The organism is Mesorhizobium sp. B2-3-14 (assembly GCF_006442175.1).
In the GTDB taxonomy this organism is placed as follows: Bacteria; Pseudomonadota; Alphaproteobacteria; order Rhizobiales; family Rhizobiaceae; genus Mesorhizobium; species Mesorhizobium australicum.
The window spans coordinates 271,371-292,105 of sequence record NZ_VFVP01000001.1; the positions used below are offsets into that span (position 1 = coordinate 271,371).

The 20,735-nt window shown below is 64.2% G+C and carries 16 protein-coding genes; 8 read left to right on the forward strand and 8 right to left on the reverse strand.

All coding sequences use genetic code 11. The features are described from left to right. Positions 1–20: 20 nt before the first annotated feature. Together fhuB and FJ950_RS01235 are read right to left on the reverse strand one after the other, a co-directional pair. Complete coding sequence (gene fhuB / locus FJ950_RS01230) at positions 21–2,069, reverse strand: Fe(3+)-hydroxamate ABC transporter permease FhuB (protein WP_140614713.1); 2,049 nt, start codon at positions 2,067–2,069, stop codon at positions 21–23. Further along, complete coding sequence (locus FJ950_RS01235) at positions 2,062–2,988, reverse strand: ABC transporter substrate-binding protein (RefSeq protein WP_224588243.1); 927 nt, start codon at positions 2,986–2,988, stop codon at positions 2,062–2,064. The genes fhuB and FJ950_RS01235 overlap by 8 nt, the downstream gene beginning before the upstream one ends. Positions 2,989–3,259: 271 nt before the next feature. Between FJ950_RS01235 and FJ950_RS01240 the strand changes: the two genes are divergently transcribed. Continuing rightward, on the forward strand, positions 3,260–3,601 hold the full coding sequence (locus FJ950_RS01240) for a hypothetical protein (RefSeq protein WP_015319229.1): 342 nt from the start codon (positions 3,260–3,262) through the stop codon (positions 3,599–3,601). 81 nt (positions 3,602–3,682) lie between these two features. On the opposite strand, the gene ggt is transcribed toward FJ950_RS01240, so the two are convergent. The 3 genes from ggt to FJ950_RS01255 form a co-directional block, all read right to left on the reverse strand. Beyond that, positions 3,683–5,416, reverse strand: a complete 1,734-nt coding sequence (gene ggt, locus FJ950_RS01245; protein WP_140614714.1) for a gamma-glutamyltransferase — start codon at positions 5,414–5,416, stop codon at positions 3,683–3,685. A gap of 215 nt (positions 5,417–5,631) precedes the next feature. Next, a complete protein-coding gene (gene rhaI, locus FJ950_RS01250; RefSeq protein WP_140614715.1) occupies positions 5,632–6,924 on the reverse strand; it encodes an L-rhamnose catabolism isomerase in 1,293 nt (430 codons plus the stop codon). A gap of 112 nt (positions 6,925–7,036) precedes the next feature. Continuing rightward, positions 7,037–9,139, reverse strand: coding sequence for a bifunctional rhamnulose-1-phosphate aldolase/short-chain dehydrogenase (locus tag FJ950_RS01255; RefSeq protein ID WP_015319232.1), 2,103 nt, complete (start codon positions 9,137–9,139; stop codon positions 7,037–7,039). A 187-nt stretch (positions 9,140–9,326) separates the two neighbouring features. On the opposite strand from FJ950_RS01255, the gene FJ950_RS01260 reads away from it, so the two are divergent. The 7 genes from FJ950_RS01260 to FJ950_RS01290 all read left to right on the forward strand — a co-directional run bounded on the left by FJ950_RS01260 (position 9,327) and on the right by FJ950_RS01290 (position 16,471). Next, entirely contained in the window at positions 9,327–10,130 is an 804-nt protein-coding gene (locus tag FJ950_RS01260) for a DeoR/GlpR family DNA-binding transcription regulator (protein ID WP_140614716.1), read from the forward strand. 54 nt (positions 10,131–10,184) lie between these two features. Next, positions 10,185–11,180 carry a rhamnose ABC transporter substrate-binding protein gene (gene rhaS / locus FJ950_RS01265; RefSeq protein WP_015319234.1) on the forward strand — a complete coding sequence of 332 codons (996 nt, stop codon included), beginning with the start codon at positions 10,185–10,187 and terminating at the stop codon, positions 11,178–11,180. An 84-nt stretch (positions 11,181–11,264) separates the two neighbouring features. Beyond that, the gene (locus FJ950_RS01270) at positions 11,265–12,806 is read left to right on the forward strand and encodes a sugar ABC transporter ATP-binding protein (protein ID WP_140614717.1); all 1,542 of its coding nucleotides are present in this window, start codon (positions 11,265–11,267) and stop codon (positions 12,804–12,806) included. Then, a complete protein-coding gene (locus FJ950_RS01275; RefSeq protein WP_140614718.1) occupies positions 12,803–13,783 on the forward strand; it encodes an ABC transporter permease in 981 nt (326 codons plus the stop codon). Before FJ950_RS01270 ends, FJ950_RS01275 begins: the two co-directional genes overlap by 4 nt. Beyond that, a complete protein-coding gene (locus FJ950_RS01280) occupies positions 13,780–14,781 on the forward strand; it encodes an ABC transporter permease (RefSeq protein WP_140614719.1) in 1,002 nt (333 codons plus the stop codon). Before FJ950_RS01275 ends, FJ950_RS01280 begins: the two co-directional genes overlap by 4 nt. Then, a complete protein-coding gene (gene rhaM, locus FJ950_RS01285) occupies positions 14,781–15,098 on the forward strand; it encodes an L-rhamnose mutarotase (RefSeq protein ID WP_140614720.1) in 318 nt (105 codons plus the stop codon). Before FJ950_RS01280 ends, rhaM begins: the two co-directional genes overlap by 1 nt. Continuing rightward, entirely contained in the window at positions 15,095–16,471 is a 1,377-nt protein-coding gene (locus FJ950_RS01290; protein ID WP_140614721.1) for an FGGY-family carbohydrate kinase, read from the forward strand. Before rhaM ends, FJ950_RS01290 begins: the two co-directional genes overlap by 4 nt. Here FJ950_RS01290 and FJ950_RS01295 read toward each other — a convergent pair whose 3' ends face one another. The 3 genes from FJ950_RS01295 to galE form a co-directional block, all read right to left on the reverse strand. Beyond that, on the reverse strand, positions 16,472–18,298 hold the full coding sequence (locus FJ950_RS01295) for an alanine racemase (RefSeq protein WP_140614722.1): 1,827 nt from the start codon (positions 18,296–18,298) through the stop codon (positions 16,472–16,474). Position 18,299: 1 nt separating this feature from the next. Further along, a complete protein-coding gene (locus FJ950_RS01300; RefSeq protein WP_140614723.1) occupies positions 18,300–19,550 on the reverse strand; it encodes a D-amino acid dehydrogenase in 1,251 nt (416 codons plus the stop codon). A gap of 118 nt (positions 19,551–19,668) precedes the next feature. Continuing rightward, positions 19,669–20,664, reverse strand: a complete 996-nt coding sequence (gene galE, locus FJ950_RS01305; protein ID WP_140614724.1) for a UDP-glucose 4-epimerase GalE — start codon at positions 20,662–20,664, stop codon at positions 19,669–19,671. Positions 20,665–20,735: the final 71 nt, after the last annotated feature.

Here is a 20,735-nt window from a genome sequence, read left to right on the forward strand (position 1 = left end):
ATATCTCCACGGGACAAGGCTCAGCGGCGGCGCAAGAGCCACATCAGGACGGGGCCGCCGATCAGCGTCGCGACGAGGCCGGCCGGGATCTGGCGCGGGAAGATGGCGGTGCGGCCGATCCAGTCGGCGCAGACCATGATCAGCGCGCCGGCAAGCATCGCGCCGATCGCTTGCGGCAGCGCACGCGACAGGCCAAGGCGCCACGCCAGGTGCGACGCCATAAGGCCGATGAAGGTCAGCGGCCCGACGACCAGGGTCGAGGCGGCGGTGAGCGCTGCCACCATCAAAAGCACCAGCAGCCGTGTTGCCTTGAGGTTGACCCCGAGGCTTTGCACCGCGGCGGAGCCGAGCGGCAGCATGTCCAGCCAGCGCAGGAAGAACGGTGCGAGCAGGAACAGGCAAAAGGCAAACGTCGAGGTCAGAAGCGCCGAGCCGGCGTCGACGCCGTAGGTCGAGCCGGTGAGCCAATTGAGCAAAAGCATGGCGCGCGGATCGCCCGTGGCGGTGAGCACCAGGATCAGCGCGTCGAACAGGGCCGTCAAGGCGACACCGGCAAGCAGCAGCCGCTCTGGCGCATAGGCGGTACGGCGGCCGATCGCCAGCGTCACCAGAAGGGCGGCGAAGGCGCCGATCGTGGCGGCCAGGGTCTGTACCGGGCGGCTGGCATCGGCGAGCGCGAACAGCGCCATCATCATGCCGAGCGCAGCACCGGCGCTGATGCCGAGCACTTCGGGGCTGGCCATCGGATTGCCGGTCAGCCGCTGCATCATCAGCCCGGCCAGCGCCAGCATGGCGCCGGCGGCAAGTGCCGCGGACACTCGAGGCAGCCGCCAGGCCAGCAAGGGCCGCAGCTGATCGCCGGACGCGAATGTCCAACCATCGGTGCCCGGCGCGTAGAGCAGCGCCAGCACGAGCAGCAAAAGCAGGAGGCCGCCGATCGCCGCCAGCACAAGGCCGGGCCTTTTCGTTCTGGGCAAGCGCTCGGCGGCGAGTGCCGGTGCTTCCGCGCCAAGCGCGAGGCGCGGCAGAAGCCAAAGAAGCAGAGGCGCGCCGAGAAGCGCCGTCATCGCGCCGGTCGGCAGCAGGTCGCCCTGTGGCCCGGTCGCGACCTGCACTCCCTGGTCCGCGGCCCACAGCAGTGCCGCGCCGAGAAGCGGCGCCATCACCAGTTGCTCGCCGAGCCGGCGGGCGCCGCCGATGCGCGCGAGCGTGGCGGCGGCAAGGCCGACGAAGCCGATGACGCCGACGGCGGCAACGACGAAGGCGATCAGGGCGACCGCCGCCGCCAGTCCGGCGAAGCGATAGGCACCGAGCGGGACGCCGAGGCTGCGCGCGCCTTCGTCGTCGAGGCCAAGCAGGGTCAGCGGCCGCACCATGAGGCCGATCGCCAGCGCGGCACCGCCAAGGCGCGGCAAAAGCCACAGCGTTGCCGACCAGTCCTGCTGGCCGAGCGAACCGGCGCCCCAGAGGAACAGGCTGGCCAGCCATTCATGCCGAAGCACCACAAACGCAGCACCGATGGCGCCGGCATAAAGGCTGACGACCAGCCCGGCCAACACGACCGAAAGCGGCGACAGGCCCTTGTGCCAGGAGAGCGCCAGGACCGCCGCAAGGGCAGTGAAGGCGCCGGCAAGCGCCACCCATTCGCGGCCGAAGGCAAGCAGCGACGGCGCCAGAAGCGTCGCCAGCGCCAGCGCCAGATAGGCGCCGGCCGAGACGCCGACGGTTTCGGGCGAGGCGAGCGGATTGCGCAAAACCTGCTGCAGCACCGTCCCGGCCAGTCCGAGGGCCGCACCGCAGAGAAGGCTGACGGCGAGCCGGGGCAGGAAGGCGTAGTGAACGAGCACCTGCCTGATATCCTCGATATCGGGGCTTGCGAGCGCCCCCAGCCAGAGTGCCGGCGGCAATTGCACGCTCATGTTGGAGAGGGTCGCGGCGCCGGCCGCGCAGAGAAGCACGACGCAAAGCAGGATCGCGCCCAGGGGATATCCGCCTGGTATGCGAGGCGACGGGGTGCGACCGCGGACGAGGACGGCATTGTCGGGCAAGATCGCTTCCTGCTCAACCACGGGCGGTCTCCGCCGTCAGCGCCGCGGCCAGCAGGCGGGCAAAACGGCTCGCCGAGGGCAGCGTGCCGAACATCAGCACCGCAGGCAGGCGCATGATCGAGCGCTTGCGCACGAACGGCATGGCATTCCAGACCGGGCTCTCGGTCAGCGTTCCGCCCGCCCCTTCGGGCAAGGGTTCGAGATAGGCAAGGCGCGCATCATCAGACGTTGCCAGCCCGTCGATGCCGACAGTTGCAAATCCCCAGTAATTAGTCTCTCCGGCCCAGGCGTTGCGGATGCCGATGCGGTCGAACACCGCCTGAAACAGGCTTTTTTCGCCATAGACGCGCACATTGCGCGGATCGAGGAAGCTGACGACATAGATCGGCCGCGCCGAAAGCGGTTCCAGCTGCTGCTTGATGGTCGAAAAATGCGCCTCCGTCGCCGCTATCAGCGCCTCGCCCTCCCTTTCCTTGCCGACAAGCCTCGCCAATTGCCGGGTCGCCTCGATGGCGCGCTGATAGGGCTGACCGTCGGGCGTATAGATGCCGATCGTCGTCACCGGTGCCACGCGCTCGAGCAGCGGCTTGATGCCGTCGAGATAAGGGATGGAGAGGATGATGTCGGGACGAAGCTGTTGCAGGAATTCGAGATTGGGCTCCAGGATCGTGCCGATGTCGGCGACTTGGGGCGGCAGCGGCGGCTCGACCACCCACCTTTCCCAGACCTCACGGTCGGCGATAGCGACCGGCGTGATGCCGAGCATGAGCAAGGTCTCCGCCAAGCCGTCATCGAGGCAGACGATGCGCGGCGGGCTGGCCGCGGCTGGCGTCACGACGCCGGTGAACGGCAGAGTGAACAGCGCGAGCGCGTGGCGACGCGTGATCCGGACGCGCGGACGATTGACCTCTCCTGGCCGGGGTTGATGATCTGTATTCAACTTGGCTTGCCTGTTGCCCGGGGCCCTGGTCTCCGGCGACCAATCCGAGTTGACTATTAAACAGGATATTCTTAGTCAAGTTTTAAGACGAGGCCGGCGGCGACAAACCCCAAGAAGGCAGGTGACGCGATCCGGCAACAGCTCCTAAAATCCGTCAGCAAACTATCCCCGAAAAGGGGCCGGAGGCGGTGCCGGGCGCATCCGCCACAGCGTGATCGGGTTGCGCTCGGCAGGCGTTGATGGTTTGTTGCCGGTCAGCGGAGATCAAGTGATGCGAGAATCCATGGGTCAAGACGAATACGGGTCGGCGAACCCCTTCGATCCGGACGACCTGCCGAATTTGAACGCGATCGGACCAGGGATCGGCAATAACGACTTCGAGAAGTACGCGGTCGCCGTGATCATCGTGTTCGGCGCCCTGATCATCGGCGGCTTGATGGCCGCGTCGATGACTTTCGGCCACCGCAACGGGTTCCTGTTCGCGCTGGGCGGTGCCACGTCGGCCTGGATATCGGGAAACGCGCTGCTGCTCGACCGGCCACGCATCTATGCGCTGTTCGTCGGCATCGCCGCCTTGATGCTGATCGCGTCGACCATCACGCTGGTGACCTGACGGCTCCCGGGCCATGAGGCGGAGGCCGGTCCCGAAAGGCGGAATCCGGCCTCATGCGGAAAGCAACGGTCTTGCGGCCTATCAATATCCGAGCGCTTCGCCGGCTGCCGCGCGGCTGTCGATGGCGCCATTGTAGCGCGCGCCGCCGCCCTTCTCGATTTCCGCCAGGCTCTTGCCGCCGACGAGAATGCCCGCCGCCTGGCCCCAGCTCTGGTCACTGAGATCAAGGCGATAGCCCATCCCGGCCAGCAGTCTTTCTGTATCCGGCGAAAGGCCGAACGGCTCGACATAGACGGTATCGGGCAGCCATTGGTGATGAATGCGCGGCGCGTCGATCGCCTCCTGGATGTTCATGCCGTGGTCGATCACGTTGACGATGGCTTCCAGCGTGATGGTGATGATGCGCGAGCCGCCTGGGCTGCCGATGACCATGAACGGCTTGCCATCCTTGGCCACCACGGTCGGGCTCATCGAGGACAGCGGCGTCTTCTTCGGCTGGATGGCATTGGCCTCGCCCTGGACGAGGCCATAGAGGTTGGGCACGCCGGGTTTCTGGGTGAAGTCGTCCATCTCGTTGTTGAGCAGGATGCCGGTGCCGTCGGCGACCACGCCGGCACCGAACGAACCGTTGAGCGTGTAGGTGACCGCGACCGCGTTGCCGTCCTTGTCGATGATCGAATAATGCGTCGTCTCCTTCGACTCGCCGAAGCCCTTCGGCATCAGATCCTGCGACACGCCGGCGCGGAACGGATCGATCTTGTCGCGGATGTCCTTGGCATAGGCTTTGTCCAGCAGCCTGGAGACGGGATTGTCGACGAAATCGGGATCGCCGAGCGCGGAGTTGCGGTCGACATAGGCGTGGCGCATCGCCTCGACCATGACGTGGACGGTCTCGGCCGAGCCGGCGCCGAGATAGGACAGCGGATAGCCTTCCAGCACGTTGAGGATTTCGCAGATGATGACGCCGCCTGAGCTCGGCGGCGGCGAAGAGATGATCTCGTAGCCGCGATAGGAGCAGGTGACGGGCTTCAACTCGCGCACCGCGTATTGTTCGAAATCGCCCTTGGCCAGGATACCGCCCTTGGCGCCGCTCGCCTTGACGATGGCGTCGGCGATGGCGCCCTTGTAAAAGGCATCGGGACCTCTCTCGGAAATGGCCGAGAGCGACGCGGCAAGGTCGGGCTGAACCAGCTTCTCGCCGACGCCATAGGGCTTGCCATCGGTTTTGAGGAAGGCCGCCGCCGCCGCTGGGTCCTTCGCCAACCTTTCGGCGCTGCCGGCGAACGAAGCCGCATCGCCCTGGTTGAGGACGAACCCATCTCTGGCATAGGCGATCGCCGGCGCCATCAGGTCCTGCCTGGACAAGGTGCCATATTTCTGGCGCGCCATCTCGAAACCAGCCACCGAGCCTGGTACGCCGACCGCGAGATAGCCGTCCAGGCTAGCGCCCTTCACCGGGTTGCCGTCCTTGTCGAGATACATGGTCTTGGTCGCGGCAAGCGGCGCCCGCTCGCGGAAATCAAGGAAGGTCGATTTGCCGTCCTTGAAGCGGATGGTCATGAAGCCACCGCCGCCGATATTGCCGGCATTGGGATAGACGACGGCCAAGGCATAGCCGACGGCGACAGCCGCATCGACGGCATTGCCGCCCTTTTTCAACACCTCGACGCCGACTTCGGAAGCCAGATGCTGGGCCGTGACGACCATGCCGTTCTCGCCCTTGGCCGGTGCCGGCGACGCGGCGAAAGCCGATGGCGAAAAGGTGAAGGCGATGGAAAGACCGAGGGCGATCAATGTCCTACGGGTGAGATGCATGGCGGGTTCTCCAAGTGATGCTTGCCTAGAAGAGCTACTTGGAGCGATCGAGTCCATCTTCAATGAAGACATTCACGGGTTGGTGACTGCTCGCTTGTGGTGGAGATGCAGGGCAGAGGAGGCGTGAAGGACCGCCAACTTTCGGACGTCGGCGCGACAGCGTCCCCTCTGTCCTGCCGGACATCTCCCCCGCAAAGGGGAAGATCGGCTCTACCTCAAACGATCCCGCCGGAACCACCTGCGACGGCTGGCCGCTCCGCCGCGACCTTGGCGCGATAGCCCGCCGCCCGGTATGCGGCGACCGGATCGATGGCGCCACCTGTCTTCAGCCGTGCCATGGCAAGGATCGGCTCGACATCGGTTCGGTAGGCCGCCTTCAGCGTCTGCGTCGCCATCAGAGCGTCATTGCCGTCCTGGAACCCCTCAAGCGCCTTTCGGTCGACCAGCAGCGCCTGCGCATAGGCGCGCTGCACCTCGACCGCCGACAGCATCAGGCTTTCGATCGGATCGGTGACATTGTGGCTCTGGTCGAGCATATGGGCGGGGTCGAACCCCTCGGGGCCTGACAGCTCGGCATCGACCAATTCGTTGAAAACCAGGAACAGCCGATAGGGGTCAATCGACCCGGCATCGAGGTCGTCGTCGCCATATTTCGAATCGTTGAAGTGGAAGCCGCCGAGTTTTTTGAACTGAATCAGCCGTGAGACGATCATCTCGATGTTGACGTTGGGCGCATGATGGCCGAGGTCGACCAGGCAGAAGGCCTTGTCGCCGAGCTCCCTTGATATGATGTAGTTGGTGCCCCAGTCCTGCACGACGGTGGAGTAAAAGGCAGGTTCATACATCTTGTGTTCGGTGAACAGCTTCCAGTCGTCCGGCAGCCCGGCATAGATCTCCTTCATGGCATCGAGATAGCGCTCGAACGCCTTGGCGAAATTGACCTGGCCGGGGAAGTTGGAGCCGTCGCCGATCCACACCGTCAGCGCCTTCGACCCAAGCGTCTTGCCGATCTCGATGCATTCGAGATTGTGCTCGACCGCCTGACGACGCGTGTCGGCGTCGGCATGCGACAGCGAACCGAATTTGTAGGAAAGCGTCTGGTCCTTCGCGTCGGAAAAGGTGTTGGAGTTCATCGCATCGAAGCCAAGCCCGAAGCGGGAGGCCGCCTGCTTGAGCCGGTTCGGATCGGCCTTGTCCCAAGGAATGTGCAGCGACACGGTCGGCGTCGCCTGCGTCAATTGCTGGATGACGGCGCAATCCTCGATCTTGTCGAAAATGTCGCGCGGCTCACCGGCGCCGGGAAAGCGGGCGAAGCGGGTGCCGCCGGTGCCGACGCCCCAGGACGGGATCGCGACCGCGAAGTTTTCCACCTTGTCACGGATAGCGTCGATGGCGATGCCGCGTCGGTCGAGGCGCTCGCCGAGCGAGGCATAGTCACGCTCGAGGTCAACCTTGCGCGCGGCGTTACTGCTGGCGACGATGTCGGCGGAGATGATGGATTCGGACACTGCTGTTCCTCCCAGAATGCATTCGGTCGGCGGCGCCCCTCATCCGCCTGCCGGAAACTTCTCCCCGTATAGCGACGGGAGAGAAGGGGCCAGCGTGAGCGCCGGCGAGCGGCTACCGCGTAAAGCTCTGTGCGTTGCCGGCGTCGACGTTGATGATGTTGCCTGTCGACTTGGCCGACATGTCGGAGGCGAGGAAATAGATCGCCTCGGCGATGTCTTCCGGGAAGACGGAGCGCTTCAGCATCGAACGCGAGCGGTAGTGCTCTTCCAGATCGTCGGTCGACATCTTGTAGGCGGCGGCACGCTGTTCCTTCCACTCGCCGGTCCATATCTTCGAGCCGCGCAGCACCGCATCCGGGTTGACGACATTGACCCTGATCTGGGCTTCCGCGCCCTCCAGCGCCAGGCAGCGGGCGAGATGAATTTCGGCGGCCTTGGCGGTGCAGTAGGCGGCGGCGTTGGGCGATGCCGCCAGGCCATTCTTGGAGGCGACAAAGACGACGTTGCCGCCGATCTTCTGTACCCGGAACAGCCGGAATGCTTCTCTGGAGACCAGGAAATAGCCTGTGGACAGGATGTCCATGTTCTTGTTCCACAGCGCCAGGGTCGTCTCCTCGATCGGCGCCGACGATGCCAAACCGGCATTCGAGACCAGAATGTCGATGCCGCCGAACTCGACGGCCGTCTCGGCGAAGCCGGCGACGACCTGGTCCTCCGAGGTGACGTTGATGAGAACTGGGCGGACGAAATCCCTGCCATAGGCTTTTGCCAGTTCCTCGTTGGCGCCGGCGAGTGCCGCCTCGTCGATATCGGCCAGCACGACGCAGGCGCCTTCGCGCAGCAGGCGGTTGGCCGTGGCGCGGCCGATGCCGCCGGCGCCGCCGGTGACCAGCGCGACCTGGCCGGCGAGAGACTTCGGCTTCGGCATGCGCTGCAGCTTCAAATCCTCGAGCAGCCAATACTCGATGTCAAAGGCCTCCTGCGCCGGCAGGCCGACATAGGACGAGACGGTCGACGCACCGCGCATGACGTTGATGGCGTTGACGTAGAATTCGCCCGAGATGCGCGCTGTCGCCTTGTCGCCGGCGAAGGTGAACATGCCGACGCCGGGCATCAGATAGACCACCGCGTTGGGGTCGCGGATAGCAGGCGAGTCCGCATGCTTGCAGCTGTCGTAGTAGGCTTGGTAGCCGACACGATATTCGGCAATGTCGTCGGCGAGTCGCGCGATGACGGCATCGACGTCGGGCTTTGCGGGATCGAATTCGATCACCAGCGGGCGGATCTTGGTGCGCAGGAAGTGGTCCGGGCACGAGGTGCCGAGGGCTGCCAGCGGGCGCAAATCCCTGGAGTTCACGAATTCGAGCACGGCGGGCGAGTCATCGAAGTGGCCAAGCTTGTGGCTCTTTTCCGAGACCAGGCCGCGAATCCTGGGCATCAGCTTGGCGGCAATCGCTCGGCGGGCAGCCGCATCGAGCGACTTCACTACCTCCCCACCGAAGATCGCCACGCCTTCGGAGCGGCGCTCGAACCACTCTATCGCTTGGTTGATCACCGAAATCGTCGTTTCGTAGCACTCCTTCGGCGTATCGCCCCAGGTGAACAGGCCGTGGCTTTCGAGGATGACGCCCTTGGCGGTGGGGTGTTCGACGCAGAATTTCTCCAGCCACAGGCCGAGTTCGAAGCCCGGCCGCTTCCACGGCAGCCAGCCAATGGCACCGCCGAATATCTCGTTCGTCAGCACCCTGGAATCCTTGGCGGCGGCGATGGCGATGATGGCATCGGGATGCATGTGGTCGACAAAAGGCTTCGGCACATAGGCGTGCAGCGGCGTGTCGATCGAGGCCGCGCGCGGATTGAGGTTGAAGGTGCAGTGGGGAAGATAGCCCACCATCTCGTCCTCGTGCTCGACGCCGCGATAAAGCCCCTTCAGCGCCCGCAGCTTGTCCATGTAGAGCGTTGCAAAGCCATCAAGCTTGATCGAGGCGCTGTCGCCGCCCGACCCCTTCACCCACAGCACTTCCACATCCTGGCCGGTGAGCGGATCCTTCTGCCATATCTTCGAGGAGGTGTTGCCGCCGCCATAATTGGTGACGCGCTTGTCGGAGCCGAGCGTGTTCGAGCGATAGACCAGCAGCTCGGGCTCGCTCATCCCCTTCGCCTTCGCGTCGTCCCACAGATTGGCGAGGCGCGAGCCGGAGCGCTTGTCGAGCATAGTAATCCTCCCTTTGGAGCGCGCACCATGCGCTCCTTTTTCGCTCGGGAATGTCTACGCAAGAGGCGAGCTTGTCAATCACAAACGATCAATATCAATCATATTGCACTGCACAATGAAATTATATGATCGGAAATGATTGACACTGCTCGGTTTGGGTGCCTAGATGCTCAGGCAGGGAGGAACCATGCACGAAAAAGAGCGCCACAGGATCATTCTGTCCGCCGTCCAGGAAAAACCTGTGGTGACGGTGCAGGAAATGGTCGACCTGACGGAATCGTCCGAGGCGACGATCCGGCGCGACATCGCGGCTCTCCATGTCCAAAAGCGCCTGCGCCGTGTGCGCGGCGGTGCTGAAGCAATATCGCCGCCGCAGTTCATCGGGCTGGCCGGCCGGCCCTTCTCCGTCAACGAAACGCTCAACGCGGCGCAGAAGCGGGCGATCGCTCGTGAAGCGGTCGAGTTGTGCAAGGACGGCGAGCCGATCATCATCAATGGCGGTACCACCACCTTCCAGATGGTGCATTTCCTGACCGGCCTCCGCATGCCGATCTTCACCAATTCGTTCCCGATCGCCGAGCACCTGCTCAAGCACTCCAAGAACACGGTCATGCTGTCGGGCGGCACCATCTATCGCGAGCAGAACATCATCCTGTCGCCCTTCGACAATGACGTGACGCGCAATTTCTACGCACGCCGCATGTTCATGGGCGCTCAGGGACTGGGGCCGCTCGGCCTGATGGAAGGCGATCCACTGCTGATCCAGGCGGAGCAGAAGCTGATCGACCAGGCCGACGAGTTGGTGGTGCTGGTCGATTCCTCGAAATTCCGCAAACGCTCCAGCCTGATCCTGTGCGGTCTTTCGCGCATTGCCACCGTCATCACCGACGACGGCATCGAGGACCGCGAGGCAAAGATGCTGGAAGCCGCGGGGGTGACGTTGATCGTCGCCCGCAAGTCGACAAAAGAAGAATCTTCACTGCAGGCCTGAGACACCTCACGCCCGCAGCGGCGATGGAATGCAACGCTCAAGGGAGGAAATTCGATGAGCTTCTTGAAGAAACTGATGGTGACGGCGGCCTTCTCGGCCGCCATGTTCGTGAATGCCGCCTACGCGGAAAACGTCAAGATCGCGCTGGTGGTGAAGTCCCTCGGCAACGGCTTCTTCGATGCCGCCAACAAGGGCGCGCAAGAGGCGGCTAAGGAACTCGGCGACGTCGACATCATCTACACCGGCCCGACCAAGGCGACCGCCGAGGCGCAGATCGAAGTGGTCAATTCGCTGATCGCGCAGAAGGTCAACGCCATCGCGATTTCCGCGAATGACGCCGACGCGCTGGTGCCGGTGCTGAAGAAGGCGATGGAACGCGGCATCACCGTCATCTCCTGGGATTCGGGCGTCGCCAAGGAAGGCCGTCAGCTTCACCTCAATCCGTCCGACACCGGCCTGATCGGCGAGACCATCATCAAGCTCGCCGCCGACTATCTGCCGGAAGGCGGCGATGTCGCCATCCTGTCGGCTTCCTCGACCGCGACCAACCAGAATTCCTGGATCGAAGCGGCCAAGAAGGTGCTGCCGGAGAAGTTCCCCAAGATCAAGCTCGTCGCCACAGTCTATGGCGATGACGATTCGGCCAAGAGCACCGACGAGGCCAAGGGCCTGTTGAAGTCCTATCCGAACCTCAAGGCGATCATCGCGCCGACCACCGTCGGCGTCGTCGCCGCCGCCCAGGTCGTCACCGACGAGAACCTGATCGGCAAGGTCAACGTCACCGGTCTGGCGCTGCCGTCCGAGTTCAAGAAGTTCATCGACAACGGCGCCAGCCAGGCGGTTGCGCTGTGGAACCCGATCGACCTCGGCTACTCCGCCGTCTACCTCGCCCACGACCTCGCGGTGAAGAAGGAAGAGGCCAAGCCGGGTGCGACGCTGTCGATCGGCCGCGTCGGCAAGGTGACGCTCGACGACACCAACTCGGCCGCGATGGCTCCGCCCTTCCAGTTCGACAAGAGCAATATCGAGAAGTTCTCCAAGATCTATTGATCTCGGAGCCTTTCAAGTTGGCGCGGCGGGACTCACATCCCGCCGCGACTTCAAACGAACCTAGTTTCAGGGCTTGATACGGATATGGACACGACGGCCCAACATAGCGAGACCAACGAGCGGCTTCCGGCCCCCGCTCCGCGCCTGGCGCTGTCCGGCATCTCCAAGAGCTTTCCCGGCGTCCGTGCCCTGCACAATGTCAGCCTGTCGCTCTATCCCGGCCAGGTGACCGCGCTGATCGGCGAGAACGGCGCCGGCAAGTCGACGCTGGTCAAGATCATGACCGGCATCTACCAGCCCGATGCCGGCACGATCAGCATCGACGGCCAGGCCGTCGCGCTACCCAGCGCGCACGCCGCCTTCGGCCGTGGCGTCACCGCCATCCATCAGGAAACCGTGCTGTTCGATGATCTCAGCGTCGCCGAAAACATCTTCCTCGGCCATGCGCCGCGCACGCGCTTCGGCACCATCGACTGGCGCACGATGCGCAAGAATGCGCGCGAAGTGCTCGACACCATGCATGCCGGTCATATCGATGCCGATGCGCGGCTCAGGGATCTCGGCATCGCCAACAAGCATCTCGTCGCCGTCGCGCGCGCCATGTCGATCGACTCCCGGATCGTCATCATGGACGAGCCGACCGCAGCCCTTTCGATGAAGGAGATCGAGGAACTTTTCCTTTTGATCGAATTCCTCAAGGAGCAGGGCAAGGCGATCTTGTTCATCAGCCACAAGTTCGACGAGATCTATCGCATTGCCGACCGCTACACGGTGTTCCGCGACGGCGAGATGGTCGGCGAGGGCCTGATCAGGGATGCCGGCCAGAGCCAGATCGTGCGCATGATGGTCGGCCGTTCGGTCGACCACATCTTTCCGCAGCGCAAGGCCGAGATCGGCGCGCCGGTGCTTTCCGTTTCCGGCCTGTCGCATCCGACCGAGTTCAGGGATATCGGCTTCGAACTGCACAAGGGCGAGATTCTTGGCTTCTATGGCCTGGTCGGCGCCGGGCGCAGCGAGGTGATGCAGGCGATTTCAGGCATTACCCGCATAAGCGCCGGCACGATCACGCTGGATGGCAAGGCGATCGCGCCGAAATCGGCCGCGGATTCGATCGAGGCCGGCATCGTCTACGTCCCGGAAGAACGCGGCAAGCAGGGCGTGGTTATCGGCCTGCCGATCTTCCAGAATGTTTCGCTGCCATCGCTCGCCCGCACCTCCAAATCAGGCATGCTGCGGCTGGCGGAGGAGTTTTCGCTGGCCCGTTCCTACACGGAACGGCTCGACCTCAGGGCCTCCTCGCTCAGCCAGGATGTCGGCACGCTATCGGGCGGCAACCAGCAGAAGGTGGTCATCGCCAAATGGCTGGCGACGTCGCCCAAGGTGATCATCCTGGACGAGCCGACCAAGGGCATCGACATCGGCTCCAAGGCCGCCGTGCACAGCTTCATGGCCGAACTGGTGGCGCAGGGCCTGTCGGTGATCATGGTGTCGTCCGAACTGCCTGAAATTCTCGGCATGTCCGATCGCGTCGTCGTCATGCGCGAGGGCCTTGTCGCGGCGGTCTACGACAACAAGGGACTGGATGCCGAGACGCTGGTCAGGACAGCAGCAGGGATCGCGGCATGAAAGCTTTCCTCAAATACCGCGAAATCTGGCTGCTCGCGGCCATCGTCGTTTTGATCGGGCTGATCTCGACGCGCTTCCCCGCCTTTGCCGACCCCGGCAATCTGCGCCAGGTGTTCAACGACACCTCGATCCTGATGATCCTGGCGCTCGGCCAGATGGTCGTCATCCTGACGCGCTCGATCGACCTGTCGATGGCGTCGAACCTCTGCTTCACCGGCATGGCGGTGGCGATGCTGAACGCCGCGCACCCGGCGATCCCGATCCCGCTGCTGATCGTCATCGCGCTTGCAGTCGGGCTGGCGCTCGGCGCCATCAACGGCCTTTTGGTGTGGCGTCTGAACATCCCCTCGATCGTGGTGACGCTGGGCACGCTCACCATCTATCGCGGCGCCACTTTCGTCCTGTCCGGCGGCGCCTGGGTCAATGCCGACAGGATGAGCCCGGAGTTCATCGGCTTCCAGCGCGCTGCTTTCCTCGGCATTCCGGTTCTGTCCTGGATCGCTATCCTGGTGATCGCGCTGTTCTTCGTGCTGATGACGCGCACCGCGCTCGGCCGCTCGATCTATGCCATCGGCGTCAATCCGACGGCATCCGTCTATACCGGCATCGATGTCGGGCGGACCAAATTCATCGTCTTCTGCATCTCCGGGATGACCGGTGGCCTCTGCGGTTATCTCTGGATCTCGCGCTATGTGATCGCCTCGGTCGAGGTCGCCAACGGCTACGAGTTGAACATCATCGCCGCCTGCGTCATCGGCGGCATCTCGATCGCCGGCGGCATCGGCTCGGTCGGCGGCGCCGTGCTCGGCGCGCTATTCCTCGGCATCATCTCCAACGCTTTGCCGGTCATCAACATCTCGCCCTTCTGGCAGATGGCGATTTCGGGCAGCGCCATCATCCTGGCGGTCGTGCTCAACGCGCGCGGCGAACGCCAGCAGGGCCGCATCATTCTCAAGAAGGTGGAAGCGGTGACATGACCGACGTCTTTGCCCCTCGCCACATTCCCGACCGGCTCGACAAGCCGCTCTCTTCGGCGATCTTTTCCTGGGAAGCGCTGCTGGTCTTGGTGGCCATCGCCATCTTTGCCATCAACAGTTTCGCCTCACCCTATTTCCTCGATCCGTATTCGCTGTCCGATCTCACCTTCAATTTCACAGAGAAGGGCCTGATCGCGTTCGCCATGGCGCTACTGATTATTTCCGGCGAGATCGACCTGTCGGTGGCCGCCATCATCGCGCTCGCCTCGACCATGATGGGCATGGCGGTGCAGGCCGGCGCCGGCACGCCAGTGCTTGTCCTGATCGGCATCGTCGTCGGGCTCGGCTGCGGCGCCTTCAACGGACTGCTGGTCACGCGCCTCGGCTTGCCTTCCATCGTCGTCACCATCGGCACGATGAGCCTGTTTCGCGGCATCGCCTTCATCACTCTCGGCGACCAGGCCTACAAGGGCTATCCCGAAAGCTTCGCCTTCTTCGGCCAGGGTTATGTCTGGTGGGTGGTGTCGTTCGAACTGGTGCTCTTCCTCATCGCCGCGGTGGTCTACTGGTTCCTGCTGCACCGCACGAGTTTCGGCCGCCGGGTCTTCGCGATCGGCAACAATCCGGTCGCGGCGCAGTTTTCCGGCGTGCGCGTCGGCCGCATAAAATTCATCCTGTTTTGCCTGACCGGCCTGATGTCGGGCATCGCCTCCGTGCTGATCACGTCGCGGCTCGGCTCGACGCGTCCGTCGATCGCGCAGGGCTATGAGCTGGAGGTCATCACCATGGTGGTGCTCGGCGGCGTCAGCATCCTCGGCGGCGCCGGCAGCATCGTCGGCGTGGTGCTTGCCGCCCTGATCATGGGGCTGGTGACCTTCGGGCTCGGCCTGCTCAACGTGCCCGGCATCGTCATGTCGATCTTCATCGGCCTGCTGCTGATCACCGTCATAGCGCTGCCGATCGTCTGGCGGCGGCTGCGCGGGGGACGCCTGGCCTGATGCCCGAGAAATACGCATTCAAGATGATGCTCAAACCCGGCATGAAGGCCGAGTACAAAAAGCGCCACGATGAAATCTGGCCGTCGCTGGTCGCGTTGCTGAAGCAGGCCGGCGTCTCCGACTACTCCATCCATCTCGACGAGGAGACGAACATCCTGTTCGGCGTGCTGTGGCGGCGCGATGGCCACGGCATGGACGATCTGCCGAAGCATCCGGTGATGCAGCGCTGGTGGGCTGAAATGGCCGACATCATGGAGACGAAACCGGATAACGAGCCGGTGGCGGTGCCGCTGGAAATGATGTTCCATATGGAATGAGCGCGGTCCGCCATATCGCCGTCATCGACATCGGCAAGACCAACGCCAAGGTGGCGCTGGTCGATCTCGCCACATTGAGCGAGGTGAAGCTGCGCCGGGTGGCGAACGCGCCGGTGCGACAAGCGCCCTACCCGCATCACGATGTCGACGCGCTGTGGGCGTTCATCCTCGACAGTCTTGCCGACCTCAATCGCGAACAGCGCATCGACGCAGTTTCGATCACCACGCATGGCGCGACCGGCGTGCTGGTCGATGCCACGGGCGAGCTGGTGCTGCCTGTCCTCGATTATGAATACGATGGGCCCGATGAACTGGCGTCCGACTATGACGCGATCCGCCCGCCCTTCTCCGAGACCGGCACGCCGCGCCTGCCGCTCGGCCTCAATCTCGGCGCGCAATTCTTCTGGCAGCAGCAAAGTTTCCCGACGGAGTTCGCCAGGGCCGCCGCGATGCTGATGTACCCGCAATACTGGGTGCGGCGCCTGACCGGCGTGGCCGCCAACGAGGTCACCTCGCTCGGCTGCCACACCGATTTGTGGAACCCCTGGGCGGGGGATTTTTCGGCGCTGGTCGATCGCCTGGGCTGGCGCGAGCTGATGGCTCCCGTACGGCCGGCCAGGGACCGGCTTGGCTCGATCCTGCCCGCGCTTGCGGAGCGGACCGGGCTCGATCCACAAACCCCGGTCTTTTGCGGCCTACACGATTCCAACGCCTCGCTGCTGCCGCATCTCCTGTCAGATGCGCCGCCCTTCTGCGTGGTCTCGACCGGCACCTGGGTGGTGTCGATGGCGGTCGGCGGCAAGACGGTAGCGCTCGATCCGGCAAGGGATACGCTGGTCAATGTCAATGCGCTCGGCAACCCCGTGCCCTCTGCGCGGTTCATGGGCGGCCGCGAATTCTCGCTGCTGACCGAGGGCTCGGCGCAGAGCTGGAGCGACAGCGATGTCGCCGCGGTGCTGGCGCGCAAGACGTTGCTTTTGCCTTCGATCCAGCAAGGCTCGGGGCCGTTTCCGCATCACACCGCCGCCTGGCGCAAGGGCGAGGCGATCCCACCCGGCCAGCGCTTTGCCGCCATCTCCTTCTATCTGGCGCTGATGACGGCGACCTGCCTCGACCTCGTCGGCGGCGATGGCCCGACGACCGTCGAGGGGCCTTTCGCGCGCAATCAATTGTTCACGCGGATGCTCGCCGCGAGCACTGGCCGCGCCGTCATCGCATCGGAAGCCGCTACCGGCACCAGCATCGGGGCCGCCCTGCTTGCATCGGACCAGCGCGCGGCGCATGGCAAAGGTCAAACACTGGAGCCGCCGGCCGATCCGGCCTGGGCGGAATATATCAGCGCGTGGCGAGCAGCCGTCGAGGCTATTGGCTGATCAGAGAATTCGCTTACCGAAGGCCGACATGACGAAGTTGACCGTGTCGCTACCGATCCTGGGCTCCAGATCGGTACTCAGGCCGGAGACATCCATCGACAGCAGCCCGCCGGAAAGCGCTATCGCCTCCATCGCCTGATGCGTCTCGCGCACGGTGAGGCCGCCGGAGCCAGCCGCCCAGCCGGCGAATTCGGTCGCAGTGGGCGAATAGCTGACATGAAACCCTTGCGTGCCCGAGGTGGCGATGCGGATTGCCTCGTGCATCAGGTCGCGCATGCCCATGGCGTCGATATCGGTCATCGTGAAGGCCGAGACGCGCGAATCCTTCAACACCCGCACTTCCGCCGGGTCGGCATGGCGCAGTCCGATGACGACGACGTTTTCCGGCGACAGCTGCGGCTGCAGCGCGCCCGGCTTGTGGTCGAGGCCAAGCGAGCGCGCCAGTACCGACACTTCCGGCAAGTCGATGCCATCTTCGTCCTCCGGCATCAGCGCGGCGATGGAATCGATCCAGATCAGGCCGAAGGAGTGGGTCGCGCGGGCCGTTGCGGTCAGCGCCTTGTGCGCGATGCGACGATCGGCGCCCGCGGCGAACCGGATCAGGCCCGAGGGCGGCCGATCGACATCGGCCAGTTCGACGACGTCGAAATTCATCGCCTCCAGCCGGGCGCCGGTTGCTTCGCGCGCGAGGATGCGAGCCGCTTCCGCTTCGGCCGAGATCGACACCATCTTGCGGCCGGAGAAATCCGCGACATCGTGCATCGGTGCTTTTTCGACATATTCCGAGGTCATCGCCAGAAGCATGGCGCCGTAGCTCATGCGGAAGGCGACGCGGTCACCAACGGCGAGCGGCGGGTCGGCATCCTGCACATCGAGCAGCAGATGGTCACTCGAGGCGCCGAGCACCCTTATCCCCTTGGCGATCGGGATCAGCCCCTCGACCAGCACATCCTCGCGGCCGATATTGGCGATGGCACGCAACCTGTCGCCTTCGTCGGGAAAGACCGGCTGGTTGCCGAAGGCATCGTAGCCGGAGGTGCCGATCGGCCGCGACGGCTTGAGCTTGACCTCGATGACGTCGCTGGTCAGCCGGCAGGCATCGGGTTCGAGTTCGGCCCATGGCACATCGCGGAAGGTCTCGACACCGCCCTGCAGGATCGCCTCGCCGATGCGCAAATTGTTGATGCCGGCCGGCAATTTGCCTTCAAGCAGCAGCGGCAGGGATGACGACGCGCCGCCGGAGATGAAGTCCAGGCTTTTCCCGGACAGGCGTTCGGTCTTGTAGGCATGAGCGACGAGCTGGCCGAGATTTTCCTCCGTCGGCATGATGGCGCCAAAGCAACCGAGATTGGTGCCGATGCCGGCGATGCGTACGCCCTTCATGTCGAGAATCCGCTCGACCGTGGGGATGAGGTCGTTCGGCCAGATGCCTTCGCGGAGGTCGCCGAGATCGATCATCAGCATGATGTCGTGGACGCGGCCCATACGCTCGGCGATGCGCGAGATCTCGCGGATGATCGTCAGCTCCGACTGCAGGCTGACATCGACGGTGCGCACCACCTCCTCGACGCGCGCCATCGGCGGGCTGCGCAACAGCATGATCGGCGCGCTGATACCGCTGTCGCGCAGCCGGCGGATGTTTTCGAAACGCGACTCGGCGATCCCGGAGACGCCGCCGCGCAGCATGGCGCGCGCCACCTGCGGCATGCCGCAAGTACCCTTGGTGACGCCGAACACCTTGATGCCGGACAATGCGCAGCGGTCAACAATGGTGCGTGCGTTGCGCTCGATACGGCCGAGGTCGATGGCGACTTGCGGTCCCGACATCCTATCCCCTGTAGACCAGGCCTTGCGGGTCGATCTCCGGGCTGCGGCCGGCGATGAGGTCGGCGAGAAATTTTCCCGAGCCGCACGCCATGGTCCAGCCGACATGGCCGTGGCCGGTGTCGAGGTAAAGGTTGCGGTATTTCGCCTGGCCGATGACCGGCACCGAGTTCGGCATCATCGGCCGCAAACCTGCCCATAGCTCGGCCTTCTTCTCGTCGAAAGCACCGGGGAACAGGTCCTTGCCGGTTCTGAACATGGTGGCGAAGTCGCTGGGTTTGTGGGTGCGGTCGAAGCCGGTGAATTCGGCGGTCGAAGCCAACCGCAATCGATTGCCGAGGCGCGAATAGGCCATCAGCTGATCCTCGTCGGCGCCGCCCATGGTCGGGCCTTTGCTCTCATCCTCCAGCGGAATCGTCGCGGTATAGCCCTTCACCGGATAGACCGGCAGGTCGATGCCGTAGCGCCGGCCGAGCAGGCCGCTCTCCGGCCCCATCGATATGACCACCGCATCGCCGGCGACCGGTCCGGACGAGGTCATCACGGCGCGCACCCGGTCGCCTTCGATGTCGAGGCCCTCGACCGTCGTCCCATAAACGAATCTCACGCCGAGCTTTTCGGCGGCATAGGCAGCGAGGTTTTCCACGAACTGCCGGGAATCACCGGTCTGGTCGATCGGCGAGTAGACACCGCCGGCGATCTTTTCCTTCACCCCGGCAAGACCTGGTTCAAGCTCGACCAGCCGGTCGCGGCCGACGATCTCGATGGGCAGGCCATGCTCGGCCAGATAGCGGTAATTGTCGGTGCCGGTGTCGAGACTGTGCTGCGAGCGGAAGAAGTAGAGGATGCCCTTCTTGCGCTCGTCATAGTGGATGCCGGTATCGGCGGATATGGCGTTGATGCAGTCGCGCGAATAGAGCGCCAGCCGCAGCTTGACCTGGCTGTTTGCCCGCAGGCGGGCCACCGTGCACTGGCGAAGGAAGCGCAGGCTCCAGGCGAGGAAATAGGGATCGAAGCGCAGCCGCACCTTGATGCCGAGATCATGATTGTAGAGCCCGCGCAGGAACGTCTTGAGTGCCGCGGGCGAGGCCCAGGCGGTGGCGTCACCTGGAGACACCAGCCCGGCATTCGACTGGCTGGTGCCTCGCGCCGGCGCCGCATGACGCTCGATCACGGTGACCTCGTGGCCGTCGGCGGCCAGATAGTAGGCTGCCGCCGTACCGACGACGCCGGCACCAAGCACCGTTATCTTCATGCCATCCCCCAAAGCTCATTGCGGCACCGCGCCTCCACGCTGTGTCGCGAACACTTGCATAGCGCGTCGCCGCGCGCCTTGCGAGCCCTGGGCTTGTGAGCCCCTGGGGAAAGCGCGCTCAGCCCCGCGCGGAGTTCTTGCTGGTCAGGATGCGTTCCCAGGACAGCGCGTCGTTGACGATCTGGTCGAGATCGTCGCGTTGCGGGGTCCAGCCCAGTTCGGACCGGGCGAGATCGGAATTCGCAACCACCGCCGCGGCATCCCCGGGACGCCGGTCGCCCATCCTGACCTCGAAATCATGGCCGAAGGCACGCCGCACGCTTTCGATCACCTCGAGCACCGAATAACCGTGGCTGTAGCCGCAATTGGCGACGAGGCTGGCGCCCCCGGCGCGCAGCCGCTGCAAAGCCAGGCGATGCGCGGCGGCCAGATCGCTGACGTGGATATAGTCGCGCATGCAGGTGCCGTCCGGCGTCGGATAGTCGGTACCGAAGACCTGCATGAAGGGTCGCTTGCCGAGCGCGGTCTCGCAGGCGACCTTGATCAGATGGGTGGCGCCCGGAGTGGACTGGCCGGTGCGGCCCTTCGGGTCGGCGCCGGCGACGTTGAAATAGCGCAGCGCCGTGTAGCGGATGTCGTGCGCAAGGGCCGCGTCGCGCAGCATCCACTCGCTCATCAGCTTGGACAGGCCATAGGGCGATTCCGGCGCCAGGCGGGCATCCTCGCGCACCGGCTCCAGCCCGGCGCCGCCATAGACGGCGGCTGTCGAGGAGAAGATGAAATTCGGCACGCCTTCGCGGACCGCTGTTTCGATCAGCGTGCGGGTCTTCGAGGTGTTGTTCTCGTAGTAGGCGAGCGGATCGGCTACCGATTCCGGCACCACGATGGAGCCGGCGAAATGGATGATGGCGTCGACATGATTGTCCCGGATGATCCCGCCGACCAATTCCTTGTCGGAGACATCGCCGACAATCAGCTTTGCCTCCGGCGCCACTGCCCATTCGAAGCCGGTGGAAAGGCGGTCGAGAACGACCACGCTTTCGCCTGCATCCAGCAATTCCCAGACCATATGGCTGCCGATATAGCCGGCGCCGCCTGTCACCAAAACCGTCATCCCAAGTCCTCGCTTACCCAAGATTTATCGGAAACTGTCTCAACAACCGCCTTACTGGAAAGCCCGGCGCA